The 13,429-nt window shown below is 40.2% G+C and carries 14 protein-coding genes; 6 read left to right on the top strand and 8 right to left on the bottom strand.

Annotation, left to right across the window (positions count from 1 at the left end):
• Positions 1–13: 13 nt before the first annotated feature.
• Positions 14–664, bottom strand: coding sequence for a potassium channel family protein (locus M8E35_RS05320; protein WP_252467766.1), 651 nt, complete (start codon positions 662–664; stop codon positions 14–16).
• A 15-nt stretch (positions 665–679) separates the two neighbouring features.
• Positions 680–910 carry a hypothetical protein gene (locus M8E35_RS05315; RefSeq protein WP_309446443.1) on the bottom strand — a complete coding sequence of 77 codons (231 nt, stop codon included), beginning with the start codon at positions 908–910 and terminating at the stop codon, positions 680–682.
• A 234-nt stretch (positions 911–1,144) separates the two neighbouring features.
• Here M8E35_RS05315 and M8E35_RS05310 point away from each other — a divergent pair, with 234 nt between their 5' ends.
• The 5 genes from M8E35_RS05310 (at position 1,145) to M8E35_RS05290 (ending at position 4,028) form a co-directional block, all read left to right on the top strand.
• A complete protein-coding gene (locus M8E35_RS05310; RefSeq protein WP_252467765.1) occupies positions 1,145–1,609 on the top strand; it encodes a hypothetical protein in 465 nt (154 codons plus the stop codon).
• 106 nt (positions 1,610–1,715) lie between these two features.
• Complete coding sequence (locus M8E35_RS05305) at positions 1,716–2,393, top strand: RNA polymerase sigma factor (protein ID WP_252467764.1); 678 nt, start codon at positions 1,716–1,718, stop codon at positions 2,391–2,393.
• Complete coding sequence (locus M8E35_RS05300) at positions 2,350–2,826, top strand: anti-sigma factor family protein (RefSeq protein ID WP_252467763.1); 477 nt, start codon at positions 2,350–2,352, stop codon at positions 2,824–2,826. The genes M8E35_RS05305 and M8E35_RS05300 overlap by 44 nt, the downstream gene beginning before the upstream one ends.
• Positions 2,827–2,843: 17 nt before the next feature.
• Positions 2,844–3,551: a B-box zinc finger protein gene (locus tag M8E35_RS05295; RefSeq protein ID WP_252467762.1), complete on the top strand. Its 708-nt coding sequence runs from the start codon at positions 2,844–2,846 to the stop codon at positions 3,549–3,551.
• A 168-nt stretch (positions 3,552–3,719) separates the two neighbouring features.
• Positions 3,720–4,028 carry a zinc-ribbon domain containing protein gene (locus M8E35_RS05290; RefSeq protein WP_229248573.1) on the top strand — a complete coding sequence of 103 codons (309 nt, stop codon included), beginning with the start codon at positions 3,720–3,722 and terminating at the stop codon, positions 4,026–4,028.
• A gap of 26 nt (positions 4,029–4,054) precedes the next feature.
• On the opposite strand, the gene M8E35_RS05285 is transcribed toward M8E35_RS05290, so the two are convergent.
• Both M8E35_RS05285 and msrB read right to left on the bottom strand, forming a co-directional pair.
• Entirely contained in the window at positions 4,055–4,666 is a 612-nt protein-coding gene (locus M8E35_RS05285; RefSeq protein ID WP_252467760.1) for a nitrogen regulation protein NR(II), read from the bottom strand.
• Between the two features lie 244 nt (positions 4,667–4,910).
• Positions 4,911–5,873, bottom strand: coding sequence for a peptide-methionine (R)-S-oxide reductase MsrB (gene msrB, locus M8E35_RS05280; RefSeq protein ID WP_252467758.1), 963 nt, complete (start codon positions 5,871–5,873; stop codon positions 4,911–4,913).
• Positions 5,874–6,198: 325 nt separating this feature from the next.
• Between msrB and M8E35_RS05275 the strand changes: the two genes are divergently transcribed.
• Positions 6,199–7,902 carry an acyl-CoA dehydrogenase family protein gene (locus tag M8E35_RS05275; RefSeq protein ID WP_252467756.1) on the top strand — a complete coding sequence of 568 codons (1,704 nt, stop codon included), beginning with the start codon at positions 6,199–6,201 and terminating at the stop codon, positions 7,900–7,902.
• Positions 7,903–8,432: 530 nt separating this feature from the next.
• Here M8E35_RS05275 and fakB read toward each other — a convergent pair.
• From fakB to M8E35_RS05255, 4 genes are all read right to left on the bottom strand, one after another.
• Positions 8,433–9,275 carry a DegV family protein gene (gene fakB / locus M8E35_RS05270; RefSeq protein WP_252467754.1) on the bottom strand — a complete coding sequence of 281 codons (843 nt, stop codon included), beginning with the start codon at positions 9,273–9,275 and terminating at the stop codon, positions 8,433–8,435.
• A 147-nt stretch (positions 9,276–9,422) separates the two neighbouring features.
• Positions 9,423–10,439 (bottom strand): uroporphyrinogen decarboxylase/cobalamine-independent methonine synthase family protein, encoded by a 1,017-nt coding sequence (locus tag M8E35_RS05265; protein ID WP_252467752.1) that lies wholly within the window; start codon positions 10,437–10,439, stop codon positions 9,423–9,425.
• 184 nt (positions 10,440–10,623) lie between these two features.
• The gene (locus M8E35_RS05260; protein WP_252467750.1) at positions 10,624–10,965 is read right to left on the bottom strand and encodes a MazG-like family protein; all 342 of its coding nucleotides are present in this window, start codon (positions 10,963–10,965) and stop codon (positions 10,624–10,626) included.
• A 183-nt stretch (positions 10,966–11,148) separates the two neighbouring features.
• On the bottom strand, positions 11,149–13,428 hold the full coding sequence (locus M8E35_RS05255) for a xanthine dehydrogenase family protein molybdopterin-binding subunit (RefSeq protein ID WP_252467748.1): 2,280 nt from the start codon (positions 13,426–13,428) through the stop codon (positions 11,149–11,151).
• Position 13,429 lies beyond the last annotated feature (1 nt).

The raw sequence follows: 13,429 nt of genomic DNA, 5'->3' as shown, positions 1-13,429 counted from the left end.
AGGCATGCCTGTATTATTCAGGTAATTTCGAAAGTGCATTCTTACTTCCAACGATGACCAATACATCTTTTTCATCTATGACATCCTCTGCTCCTGGCGCAACAATTATATGCTCTCCCTTCTTCTTGATGGCCATGACATTAATTCCACACACAGCTCTTAGATCTAATTCTCCAATCGTTTTCTTAAGAAAACGGGAAGGAGCAGCAATTTCAAAAATGCTATAATCTGGTGATAATTCAATAAAATCCATGACATTCGATCGAATTAAGTTATGAGCTAAGCGTAGCCCCATATCTTGTTCCGGATAAATAATTTGATCTGCTCCGATTTTTTCTAAAACCTTTCCGTGCTGAGACGATTGAGCTTTGGCAACTACAGTAGGAATTCCCATTTCTTTCAACATCAGTGTAATCAAAATATTTGCTTCTAAGTCATCCCCCATCGCTACAATTGCAACATCAAAGTTTCGCACTCCTAAAGCTCGAAGTGTCTCTTCCTCTCGTCCATCAGCCTGTACCGCTTGGGTCACATCATTCATGATGGCATGGACGGCATGTTCGTTCTTATCCATCGCTAAAACATCATGTCCTAAGTCGCTTAAGGTTTTTGCGACACTTGTTCCAAATCTGCCTAATCCAATGACTACGAATTGTCTACGCATTAACAACTACCTCCTTTAGCCAATCAGAATTCGTTCATCCGGATATTTAAATTTGCTTGATTTTTCTTTTTCTGAGCAAGCACAAACCGCAGAAGTCACTGTAAACGTCGCATTCAAAAAAGGTAAGCCTAATCCGTCTTGAGTAGCTTGAGGTAAGGTAAGTAATAATGTCCCAAACAAGATGAGCAAAGCAAACCCTACAACCAACACCCGAGATGGTGTGAGAAATTTACTTAATATGTTCAAATCCCATTCTCCCCATAATTCTTTATACTAATTATGCCTTAATCTGTCCAAAAACAATATATCTAATCTTACCCCTGGGTGACTTTTATCATTAATATGTATAAACTACAGCTTGGTAAACCAGCATAAAAAATAAAATCAAACTTTACTAAAAACATTAAAAAGGGTTTATAGTGAAATCTGTAGAAGTAAATCTACTTAATAATAAAGCAAAGTGAGGTGGTCAACATAACAATGAGCATTCTGATCGGTATCGTACCCTTAGTACTTATCATTTTAATCATAGCAAGTGTGATAGGAATTAAAAAAGGCAACGAAGAATCTGTGGAAAGAGGTAATGAAATGATTAAAACTGTCTATGTTTATTTGATACTATTCGCAACGTTGATGATGACGATTGGGGGGACAGTAGCTGCTTTTATGGCCGTGGCTGATATTGTAGCACCATCTGGTTATTATCAGAGCTTTGAGCAATATAAGATGCAACCCCAATATAAAGGAGAGATTCCAACGCCTGCTAATCCAACTCAAACTCTAAGTGATGCAGAGTTAAAAGAGCAATACGATCGAATTGTTAATGATGAACGATCCTTAACCAAACAAAGAGCACAAAATAGCTTAATTAAGAGCTTCGGTTGGATTATCGTTCCTCTCCCGATATTTCTATATTTTCAGCGCAAGGTGAAACAACCTGTTTAAACTCTATTCTATATATAATTGGCTAGTCACCTAAAGGAAAACCTCCCCAGTCAAAAGACCGGTGAGGTTCTTCTTTTTAAGAATTCAGCTAAGAATTTCATTTAAATTGAAGTATAATCCAGCATTAATACGTCTAAAAGATAGCAAGGGCGGTGAACGGTATTTGCATGATGATGAAGCTCAAAACATCCTCAAAGGGGATGAAGAATTAATTAAATATATCCTAGCAGGAAATGGCGAGCGATATGGAGATATCGTGGAGCGCTATCAGACAGGGCTATATAGGACAGTTTATTATTATACTCAGAATGTTGAAGACGCCCGAGACCTCACCCAAGATATTTTTATCAAGGCCTATAACAATTTGGCTGGATTCAAACAGCGCTCTGCGTTTTCCACTTGGCTCTACCGAATTGCAATAAACCATTGCCTCGATTGGTGTCGGAAGAAAAAACCCACATATGTAGAATCTTTCAGTCTGGATAATCTCTGTTCTGACAAAGACAGCCCAGAAGACTTGTTTCTACAGCAGGAGATTACCTCTGAAGTACACGCAGCAGTCGGGAGCCTGCCGGCAATCTACAGTACAGTCCTTATCCTATACTACTTTGAAGACTTCAGTCCCCAACAAATTGCAGACATAACGGAAATACCCAAAAGAACGGTGGAAACCCGCTTGTTTCGGGGTCGAAAAATGTTAAGAGACAAACTCCAACCTACATCTTCTGGAGGTGAAGACCATGACCTGTTATCGAAGTCGAGACAACTGGCACAGCTACGTTAAGAACAGTTTGAGCGAGGCAGAACGAGACGAAATGGCTTCTCATCTATCGAATTGCCCTGAATGCCGCAGTATCGTTGCAATTATTCAGGAGACATTAGAGAGCTTGGCAAAAAATCAAGTAATCCTCTGTCCTCCTCTAGATATCAAAATCAACGTTATGAAGGCTATTGATAAGCATCGGTATAGGGAAAACATCGTTAGCACTAACCCCTTCCACCTTTTCGAGTTGAAAAACTGGGGCGTTAGCATGATCGCAGCAGGAATCCTCCTTTTCGCCCTGAACCTAACCACCTTGAACCCTGGATCTGAAAACGGTCAGATGACCGAATTGCATACCGAGCTAGGTAAGCAATTCACTATACCCTTCGATAAAATGAGCCAAGTTGCTAACGACGCTCTTGAAAAAATTGAATCTCTGAGTTTGTCAAAATAGAAAAAGGGGGGTTACCCATGAATTGCAAATATCATCCCAATGAAGAAGCCCAAGCCATATGCGTGAAATGTAAAAATCCAATCTGCTCGGAATGCACGATTAAAGTAGACGATAAAACCGCCTGCCGCAAGTGCCTTGAACAAAATCTCAGTTTCAACCCAGCGTCAACAAATTCACCTGTGGGCATCCCTAGAAAAACCTTTCTAGAGAAATTCCTATTTCTCTGCTACAGTCTGATTCCTGGTGCTGCGCACATGCATTTGGGCCTTTTTCGGCGTGGTCTTCAGCTGATGATCATCACCTTTGGCGGAATCGCTCTTATCAACTTTATTGGTTTGGATTTCCTCATTCCTTTTATAGTAATACCCACTTGGTTTTTCAGTTTCTTTGAGAGCCATCATTTAAGGAAGCAGTTTGAAAACGGGCAGACTATCGTCGATCAGGATCTCTTTGACCGTCAATTGTTTGACTATACTCCTCTTTTAAAAAATCGTCGCATAATTGGATCTACAATAATAATAATCGGCCTTCTCAGCCTTATAAGGCAAATAGACAGATATTCATTCTTACCTCGTCTGATCGGAAACTGGGATTATTACAACTTACTTAGAGGGAGTTTAATTCCACTCTTGCTTATCTTAGGCGGTATTTACCTTGTCGTCAAAGCGACCCGTCCACAACCGCCCAAGGTGATATCAGACCCTGAAATATCAGAGAATCAATAATCCCAATTAAGGTATCCATCGATCAAGGTCTTAATCACAAGCATGCTAACGTTGATAAAAAAACATAACTTTGGTTATACTCTATATATCGGTGCGTGACATCAGGAAGTAATTTTGCAGTTTCCTGAACACGACGATATCCACTAAGAACTAAAGAGGTGTTTATTTATGTTTAATGACAAGATTTTGACTTGTCGGGATTGTGGCCAAGAATTTGTTTTCTCCGCGTCAGAACAAGAATTCTTTGCAGAGAAAGGGTTTACGAATGAACCCGGAAGATGTCCCCAATGCCGTGCAGAAAAAAAGGCTCAGAATCGTTCTTCGGGCGGATATAACAATAACCGTCAAGAACGGGAAATGTTCCCTGCCACCTGTGCTACATGTGGAAAGGAAACCACAGTTCCGTTTCGACCGTCTGGTGAGAAGCCGGTATATTGTCGGGACTGCTTCCACCCCGCCCCGCGTAACAATTGGTAGACATCCATATATTAAAACCTCCCAGGTCAAACCGAGGAGGTTTTTTCTCTTTTTCTGATCTTTGCTTGCATATTAGCATACAATTCTTCGGAACACTCTGGACAAATATCATGAGTAAATTCCGCTTCAGAATGTGCTTCTATGTAACTCTCAACTCGATTCCAGTAGCCCTTATCATCTCTAATTTTTTTACAAGATGCACATATTGGAATAAGTCCTTCTAACTCTGTAATCAGAGAAATATCTTCTATAACAATAACTGCATATCCCTGTTGATTATATTCAAAGGGCGAGGAACTAACTAATATCGCCATTTCTTGGCCTGTAAGAAATTCCAGTTTTCCTTTTGCTCGACGAGTTTCTGTTCCCACAATCGCGTCCAAGGCTGTATTCCTGACTATGCATTTAGGACAAACTGAACTAAATCCACACCCTTGAGGATGGTCTCGATGATGAACACACCGTATAACTTCACCACAACTTGCTTCCTTAAATTCTCCCCCCTTATATCCGAAGAAGGCCTTTGCCGATCGATTTAAAGCATGAACCTGGCACTTTGGATCAAGGAGCAAGGCTAACTGAGGGATAGTATCAAATAAAATTCTAGTAAACCCCTTTTGTTTCAATAATTTCTCCAAAACTCGCACACTCCTTTCAGAATATTAGTATTTCAATCTTACTTATCGTTGCATAACTTTAAATTAATGTTTTCAAAAATATAGTTCAATCTAAAAGTTACATAATTTATAGCTATATTATACTATAAAATCTAAATTATCTGTATTATTGGCAATAATTTTAATCAACTATAAAAACCTCCCGGTCGAAAGACCAGGAGGTTTTACATTAATAATGAATCTCGGATCAAATTATTTATGTTCTTTATTTAAACATTTCACAGTAGCTTCCATAACCCTCTTCAACTAGTACTTCTTTAGGAATAAACCGCAGAGCTGCAGAATTGATACAGTAACGAAGCCCAGTTGGCTCAGGACCATCCTCAAAGACATGCCCGAGATGTGCATCCGATTTTGCACTCACAACCTCAGTTCTCTTAATTAAATGACTAAAATCAGGCTTTTCCTTTATCTCTTCAGGCCTGAGAGGTTTTGAAAAGCTAGGCCACCCACAACCAGAATCGAATTTGTCTTGAGAGCTGAAAAGAGGCTCCCCAGATATCACATCAACATAAATTCCTTCTCTGACATTATTCCAGTATTCATTTTGAAAAGGTGGTTCTGTCCCTCGTTTTTGAGTAACTTCATACTGTAACGTTGACAGTTTAGCTTTTAGCTCCTTTTCTTGTTCCTTTTCCTGACTCCAATGTTCATTGAGAAACGTATCCCGTCCTGATCCTTGTCTGTAGGCACCGTATCTTAATGGAAACTTCTTATAATAACCTTGGTGATAGTCTTCAGCGGGATAAAACGTCGCAGCTGGTATAATTTCCGTTACGATAGGATTCTGGAATCTCTTGCTTTTTTCCAGATTTTCTTTAGACCGCTCGGCAAAATTCCTCTGTTCCTGATTATGATAGAAAATGGCTGTTCTATAGGCTTGCCCTAGATCAGCAAACTGTCCTCCTGGGTTTGTAGGGTCAATTTGTCTCCAAAAAACCTCTAATAATTGAGTGTAAGACAACAAAAGTGGATCAAAGGTAACTTGTACCGCCTCATAGTGCCCTGTCTTTTTAGAGCAAACGTCCTCATATGTAGGATTTTCTAAATTCCCGCCAGTATATCCTGACTCCACTTTAACAATGCCAGACAATTCTTCAAACGGTTTGACCATACACCAAAAACAGCCTCCCGCAAAGGTAGCAAGTTGGAATTCGTTATTGTTCATAATTTCTTCCTCACATTCTCTCTAAATCATCTTCGCCACTTTAGTTATTAATAGGCATATAATCAATTGAAATTAATATAAATTAGAGTTATTATCAGAACCCATTGTTAACTTATCAAACGATTCTCATATGCTATTATTTGATAAATCACGATAATCATACCCCTTATTAAGTTGATGGGTCTGATTAGAAAGGTTTAAGCTAAGGAGCCTACTGCTACAAGATACGAAAATGTTTACTTTACATTCTCGGAATTTATGAGATAATTATGATAATTGATGAACGGTCATTCATTATATCAATTAGAAGAAAGGTGTGAGGTTGGTGTCCCTCTTACTTAATCCACAAAACTATGAAAGTCCGCAAAAAGATTCTCAATCAAAGGAAATAATGGAGAAAACTATTGCTTTTTTTGAGGAAAAAGGGCTCAGAAGCATCAAAGAAGATGACCAGGCAAGTCGATGGTATACGGATTTCTTAAAACTAATTAAAAAAGAACAAATTTTTTCTACTTTATTAACCCCGGCAGGATATGGTGCACCTGACTCACGATTTGATCTAAGTCGAGTCTGTGAATTTAACGAGATAAGTGCATTTTATTCCTTGTCGTATCAGTACGCTTACCAGGTTTCCATTCTTGGACTTGGACCGATTTGGATGGGAGATAATGAAAAAGCAAAACACTTAACGGCAGAAAAACTAAGAGAGGGTGCTATCTTTGCGTTCGGATTATCCGAAAAAGCTCATGGTGCAGATCTTTACAGTAATGAAATGTCATTATCTTCGACTAGCGAAGGGAACTACCGTGCTAACGGTGGAAAGTACTATATTGGTAATGCTAATGAAGCAGCACTAGTATCGACTTTCGCTAAATATAGCGACTCTAAAGATTACGTATTTTTTATCGTCGATAGTCAACACCGCAACTACAAATTAATTAAAAAAATCTCAACTTCTGGGGTTCGTGCCGCCTATGTAGGAGATTACGAACTGATCGATTATCCAATCACTCAGAATGAGATTCTATCAAGTGGGCCTTTAGCTTGGGATTCTGCCCTTTCTAGTATTAACATTGGCAAATTTCAATTAGGATTTGCCTCTATAGGTATTTGTACCCATGCTTATTATGAAGCTTTGAATCACGCCTCAAACCGTGAATTATACGGTAATAAGGTCACTGATTTTCCACATATCCAGAAAATTTTCACTGAATCCTATGCCCGACTGATTGCCATGAAGTTGTATGCCTTAAGAAGTTTAGATTATTTCCGTTCTGCCACTGACAACGACAGACGTTATTTACTCTTCAATCCCATACAAAAAATGAAAGTTACTACTCAGGGGATGAAAATTATTGAAATGCTCCTCGATGCTATTGCTGCCAAAGGATTTGAACAAGACACATATTTTGAAACGGCCATCCGGGACATCGGTATGATTCCTCGCTTGGAAGGGACGACTCATGTAAATATTGCCCTCGTAATTAAGTTTATTAACAACTATTTCTTTAATCCTCAAGAATACCCCATTATTCCCAAACGGGACGATCTTGCAGACGATTCCTATCTATTCCGTCAAAAGGCAGGGAAACTTGCGTCTGTCCGTTTTCCAGACTACCGTTTGGCCTACGAAGGAATTCAAGTCCCCAATGTAACTGTTTTTCAAGAACAAATTGAACTCTTCCGTTCCTTCTTAGAACAAGCCAGCCCTAATCAGGAACAGCTAAGAAATATTGACTATATGCTCGCTTTAGGTGAAATGTTTACATTAATTGTTTATGCCCAGCTGATCTTGGAAAACTCCAAAATCCATACTATTTCTTCCGCCTTACTGGATGAAATTTTCAGCTTTATAGTTCGTGACTTTGCTCAATTCGCCTTAACTCAGATTTCAAATTATAACAATTCTGCACAACAAGAAGATTTCTTAAAAGCCATGATGAAAAAGCCTAACTTAAATTCTGCTGCCACTCAAGCGCTTTGGGAGACAGAGGTTAAGCCTTTAGCAGGTACCTATCAACACGCTTAACCCTATTTGATTCTACGCAGTTTAGTCTGGCTCTTTGTTCTTGATAAAGGATAGACTTTGGGTACAGTTTGTTTTTGTCTCTTCTCTGATTTGAGACGACGGTTTCTTGACCAAAAACCCACCGATACTATAATTACCATCGCTAATGTCAGTGTCAAATAGCCCATTATGCAGCACTCACCCTTCCAACCGAACAATATATTAGTTAATTATATGCAGAGGCCAATCTACTCAATTCCAAGCTTATATCATGTTTAAATTATTATCTTCCTAATTATATTGCCAAAGATTTTTAAATAGTATCATAAATAAAACTTATCTAGCACCCAACCACAAGCATCGCCATGGACGGCCAAGTCTCCTTGGAGCCCACGAAAACACTGTTTTCGCACGGATTACTCTTCTTGCAGACACTGTCTTCGCACGGATTAGCCTTCTTGCAGGATGGCGAGAAGGGACCTTCACCAGAAAGTTTATACTGTTAGTATAAAAAGAACCCTTGAGATTTTATCCCATGGGTTCTTAGTTTTTTACTCGAACTGAATAGCGGCTCCCACCGTTCCCGGCCCAGTGTGCACCCCTATAACTGGCCCCACCTGAGTAAAAACCGTTGTCTGAAGTTGAAAGGCATATTCTAAAGCTTCCTTCAGATATGTTCCAGCCTTATGTGCAGCACCGTGAGCTACTACCAATCGGATTGGTTTCCTGCCTTTAGTTAAATCTTGATAAGCCTGCACAACACTATCTAACGCCTTCTTCTGACTATGCGCTTTTCCATAGGTTTGATATACCCCGTCATCTCCTACCCGGATGATTGGCTTAATATTCAAGAGCGAGCCCATGAAACCTTGAACCCTCCCGATACGCCCCCCCTTTTGCAGGTACTCCAACGTATTTAAAGTGAAAAGCGTTTCGATATTTTTTCTGGCCTTCTTAATGTTCTCAAGAATCCATTCAGTATCTTGACCCTCTTTAATATTCCTTGCAACTTCCATTACCATTAGTCCTGCACCCAGGCTAATGGTTTTTGAGTCTACGAGGTGGATCCTTTCTTTGAACTTCTCCTTGGCCAGATATGCAGCATTAAATGTACCGCTCAAAGCAGAAGATATATGCACGGAGATAATTTCTTGATATTCCTCTAGCAACTTACTGTATAAACAGCTAAACTCTTCCGGAGTTGGTTGTGATGTTTTTGGAAGTATCTTATCTTCCATTAAACGTCGATAGAAGTCTTCACTTGTAAGCTCCCCATCAGAATACTCCTGCACTCCAAACCTCACTTTAAGAGGGATTACATGAATATCAAAATCCTTTTTAACTTCTTCCGTTAGGTCAGCTGTACTATCTGTCACCAGGGCAATCCTTTTCATTAAAAACCCTCCGTTTTATAACATTCCATCTATCTTCAACATTCGGTAAATTCCGATGAATTCCTCCACTCCTATGAAAGAAATTTTATTTGAAACAAAAAAGGCTGAAAGAATGGTATCTCAGCCAATGTTTCTGTATATTAGCAGTTACGCAAATCTTAATTTCAGGTTTTGGGATATTTCTTGTAACAATTCAAAAGAGCGATTGATACTGGCATTTCCATCCCTATTAATAAGACAACAACGAGACGGGGCTAACCAGGAACGATCATAAATCAAACTATCATCCAGTCCATGATGGTTAAGAAACTTCCATAAATCAAGCAAACGAGCAGTCAGTGATTGGATGGTCTCTGAACTTAATTCGCTGGTCAAAGTGGGGATGACTCCCCAGGAGATTATTTTTCCCCGTCTCAAAAATTCTTTTACTTCATCAATGTAACGAACCAAAATGTGTCCCCAGCTAAAAGCATCGACCGAAAGAATATCTATATCTGCTTTTAATAGAAAGGACCAATCAGGATTCCCGCATAAATGGACACCTTTCGGACCCGGCAGTTTAAACAAGAAAGCCCCGTATTCCACTTGAGCAACTTCTGAAGTATAAGCACTTAGCGAGTTAAAGATCATTTCTAATCCTGGTTCATCCAGCCAAACAAAGGGTGTAGAATGAACCTTCTTCAATTGATTATATTGCCAAGTTATCTTATGATGAAGAAAATCATATAGAATTTCGCGAACAAAATCATTGTAAATCATTGGTTTTCGTTCTTCGTCGCAGATTTTCAGTCCAAAACTAATTGGACCAACTGTCTGCCCATGAATCATTTTATAGGAGGACAGATCCTGAGCTAAAAATCCATTAAACGCTGCTGAAGATTCTTCAGATAATGCAAAGTAATCTGGGCTAATACTAGCCTCGAGATATTCGTCAAGTTCCTGTGCAAAGCGTTCATGGGAGAAATGAAGACTTTGTTTTTCTTCATTAACTATGATACCTGGGAAATGCTCGGCAAATTGAGCATACATATCTTCCTTAAATCGAAAACGCGGTAATTGAGGCCAAAACGGAATATCTAAACTCAGCGCCAATCTCTGAGCCTCTGGTAAATCAGTGTGCGGCAAAATGCCCATGGCGGTTGTTACAGCTTGACCTGACAGCATTTAGAACAACCCCTCTCCGTTAGTCAGAATAGTCCTTTAATTTATTACCTTGAATTATACTAAACTCTAAACTGACTTATCGTGACTTGAATCACATAAACAAATTAAACAACCTATATATGGCAAAATAACTCCGGAACATACTCAAAATGTCCTTCCAGCAAGAGATTGAATACTAAGAACCTTAATCACAGTATCCCTTATACCGTAGTTTTTCTAAATGCTCTTTTAAAATAGCTTCCAAATTAATTCCATATTGCTCTTCCAAAACAAACATCATTGTTACTGCTGTCTGAGCCACATCTACCAATTCTCGAGCCACCATCTGCATGGCTTCCTCTTCTTTCATCCGCTGACTCTCTCCACTGAGCCCTCTAAGTTTACCAATTGCCTGAGCTAGCTCACCGGATTCTTCCATAATTTTAAGAGCTGTACTTTCCAGGGAGGGGCTCAAACGATTCAAACGAGGAAGAGTTACGGTTTTTGAAACGAACCCTTCTTTACTGAATCTATTATTTTCAGTCATTTCACCACGACCTCTCGGCTTATCTTATCTATCACAGTATACATTATTATGGATGTGCAAATCGACAGAAACAACAAAAAATGAGCATTTTTGATACTTCAGCGGACCAAAGACTCCACTTGTGAATCAAAAATGCTCTTCTCATTATATCTGGCGGTTGTAACTTCCCCAGTCTCTTATGATCTATAGTTTCTGCATTCCTAAGAAAACCTTTTCCGGAGTAATCGGCAAATGATTCTCTCTAACACCGACAGCATTATAAATTGCATGAGAAATGGCAGGCGGCGGAGTATTAGCCACCACTTCTCCAATTGATTTTGCCCCAAAAGGACCCGTGGGTTCGTAGCTTTCTTCAAAGGCTATTCGAACCTTCCCGACATCCTTGCGACTGGGAATTTTATATTGCATAAAACTGTTCGTAGCCATCTTTCCTATCTCATCATATCTTACCTGTTCATAGAGGGCCATTCCGATTCCTTGAGCAATCCCGCCTTCGGCTTGAATACGCGCAAGATTTGGGTTAATCACTGTACCGCAATCTATGACTGCCACATAGTCAATTAAGTCTACTTTTCCAGTTTCTTGATCAACTTCTACTTCAGCAAACCCTGCAATATAAGGCGGTGGGGATACTTCACACCCCTGCGTAGCATAACCCACTAACTGAAGTTTTCCCGTACCCAGGATGGTAAGTTCCGCTAGCTTAGCAAAGCTTATTTCTTGATCCCCGCTTATAGTACGGACTGCTAAGCCATCGAATTCGACGTCTTGAGGGGCAACCCCTAAAATTGCTGCACTCTGTGCTAGTATTTTATGTTTCAACTCTTCTGAAGCCTTCACCACTGCTCCCCCCGCAACATAGGTCGTACTGGAAGCATAAGAACCTGGGTCATAGGGAGAAGTATCCGTATCTCCGGCATGAACAATGATCTTCTCCATGGGAACTTCTAAGATCTCTGCAGCCATCTGGCTGAGAATTGTGTCACAGCCCGTTCCCATATCCGTAGCCCCAGTGAGCAGAGTGAAATTTCCATCATCATTTAAGCGAATTTCAGCAGAGGCAGTCCCAATATTAGCAATCCCTGAGCCTTGCATCGTGATCGCCATCCCTACTGCTCTCACTTTATTGTAACCGACTTCCCGACGCGGGAATTTTTCCTCCCAGCCAATCAGCTCTTTGCCCTTGGCAATACAGCGATCTAAGGTTGAACTGCCTAGCATGACTCCCTGCCCGGTAAGAAAAGTTTCCCCAACTTTACTGATATTTTTAAGGCGAATTTCCGTGGGATCCATCTTTAATTGTTCAGCTAACATATTTACAGTCGATTCTAAGGCGAATGTACCCTGAGTTGCTCCATATCCTCTAAAAGCCCCAGCTGGCATTTTGTTAGTGTATACGGCCTTCCCGTCAAACCGTACCGCCCTTGTTTTATTATAAAGCGGGAGCGTGTAATGCCCTACACAACCTAAAACAGTCGGAGCATGCTCTCCATATGCACCAGTATCCGATAAAACCTGCATATCGATAGCTCTAATAAAGCCCTCTTGGTCTGCACCTAACTTAACCTTTAATCTCATGGCATGACGGCTTGTTGTAGCGCTAAAGGTTTCTTTTCGATCATAAATGATCATCGCTGGCTTTCCTGTTTTCAAAGTTACAAGGCCGGCAAATACATCCCCTGCCCCGGTTTGTTTTCCGCCAAACCCACCACCTATTCTAGGCTTGATCACCCTGATCTTACTTGCCGGGATTTGTAAAGCTCTTGCCAACTGCCTTTTAATATGAAAGGGGACCTGTGTAGAACTGACTGCAATTAACCTCCCTGCATGATCCAAGTAGGTAAAGGCCCGATAGGTTTCCATCATAGTATGCGCTTGAGCTTGTGGATAATAGACATCCTCTACCACCACAGCACAACGTTTAAATTCTTCGTCAACATCTCCAACTTCTTCATGAGAGGAAGATGTAATATTGTTTTCTTTTTGCAGTCCAATCTCAAAGTTACAGCTTAAGTCCTCTTCAGGATGAACGACTGAAGGATGCCCAATGGCCTGCTCAAAATCTAAAACAGGCTCCATCACCTCATATTTAACCTTAATTCTTTTCATAGCCAAGAGCGCAGTTTTTTCGTCTACCGCCGCAATGATAGCCACTTCATCCCCTACATAACGCACAATCTGATCAAGGATTAGACGATCGTAGGGTGAAGGTTCAGGATAAGATTGACCAGCTAAAGTAAATCGAGCGTTCGGGACATCCTTAAAGGTCAGGATACATTCTACACCCTCTAAAGACTCCGCATTGGAAATGTCTATTGACGTAATCTTGGCAAAAGCGTGTGGGCTTCTGAGGATTTTTACCACTAAAGCATTAGGCATAGCTAAATCCTCAGTATACACAGGTTTGCCCATGGCAATTGCCATTCCATCTATTTTACGAATGCTTTGTCCGACATTTTCCATT

The sequence above is a fragment of the Desulfosporosinus nitroreducens genome, from assembly GCF_023897015.1.
Lineage (GTDB): Bacteria > Bacillota > Desulfitobacteriia > Desulfitobacteriales > Desulfitobacteriaceae > Desulfosporosinus > Desulfosporosinus nitroreducens.
This window is presented reverse-complemented; position numbering and strand designations above follow the sequence as displayed.

Excerpts from the sequence above, each read along its gene's own strand:
- M8E35_RS05320 (WP_252467766.1), bottom strand. The coding sequence starts at position 664 with ATGCGTAGACAATTCGTAGTCATTGGATTAGGCAGATTTGGAACAAGT.
- M8E35_RS05310 (WP_252467765.1), top strand. The coding sequence starts at position 1,145 with ATGAGCATTCTGATCGGTATCGTACCCTTAGTACTTATCATTTTAATC.
- M8E35_RS05300 (WP_252467763.1), top strand. The coding sequence starts at position 2,350 with ATGACCTGTTATCGAAGTCGAGACAACTGGCACAGCTACGTTAAGAAC.
- M8E35_RS05295 (WP_252467762.1), top strand. The coding sequence starts at position 2,844 with ATGAATTGCAAATATCATCCCAATGAAGAAGCCCAAGCCATATGCGTG.
- M8E35_RS05290 (WP_229248573.1), top strand. The coding sequence starts at position 3,720 with ATGTTTAATGACAAGATTTTGACTTGTCGGGATTGTGGCCAAGAATTT.
- msrB (WP_252467758.1), bottom strand. The coding sequence starts at position 5,873 with ATGAACAATAACGAATTCCAACTTGCTACCTTTGCGGGAGGCTGTTTT.
- fakB (WP_252467754.1), bottom strand. The coding sequence starts at position 9,275 with ATGAAAAGGATTGCCCTGGTGACAGATAGTACAGCTGACCTAACGGAA.
- M8E35_RS05265 (WP_252467752.1), bottom strand. The coding sequence starts at position 10,439 with ATGCTGTCAGGTCAAGCTGTAACAACCGCCATGGGCATTTTGCCGCAC.
- M8E35_RS05260 (WP_252467750.1), bottom strand. The coding sequence starts at position 10,965 with ATGACTGAAAATAATAGATTCAGTAAAGAAGGGTTCGTTTCAAAAACC.
- M8E35_RS05255 (WP_252467748.1), bottom strand. The coding sequence starts at position 13,428 with ATGGAAAATGTCGGACAAAGCATTCGTAAAATAGATGGAATGGCAATT.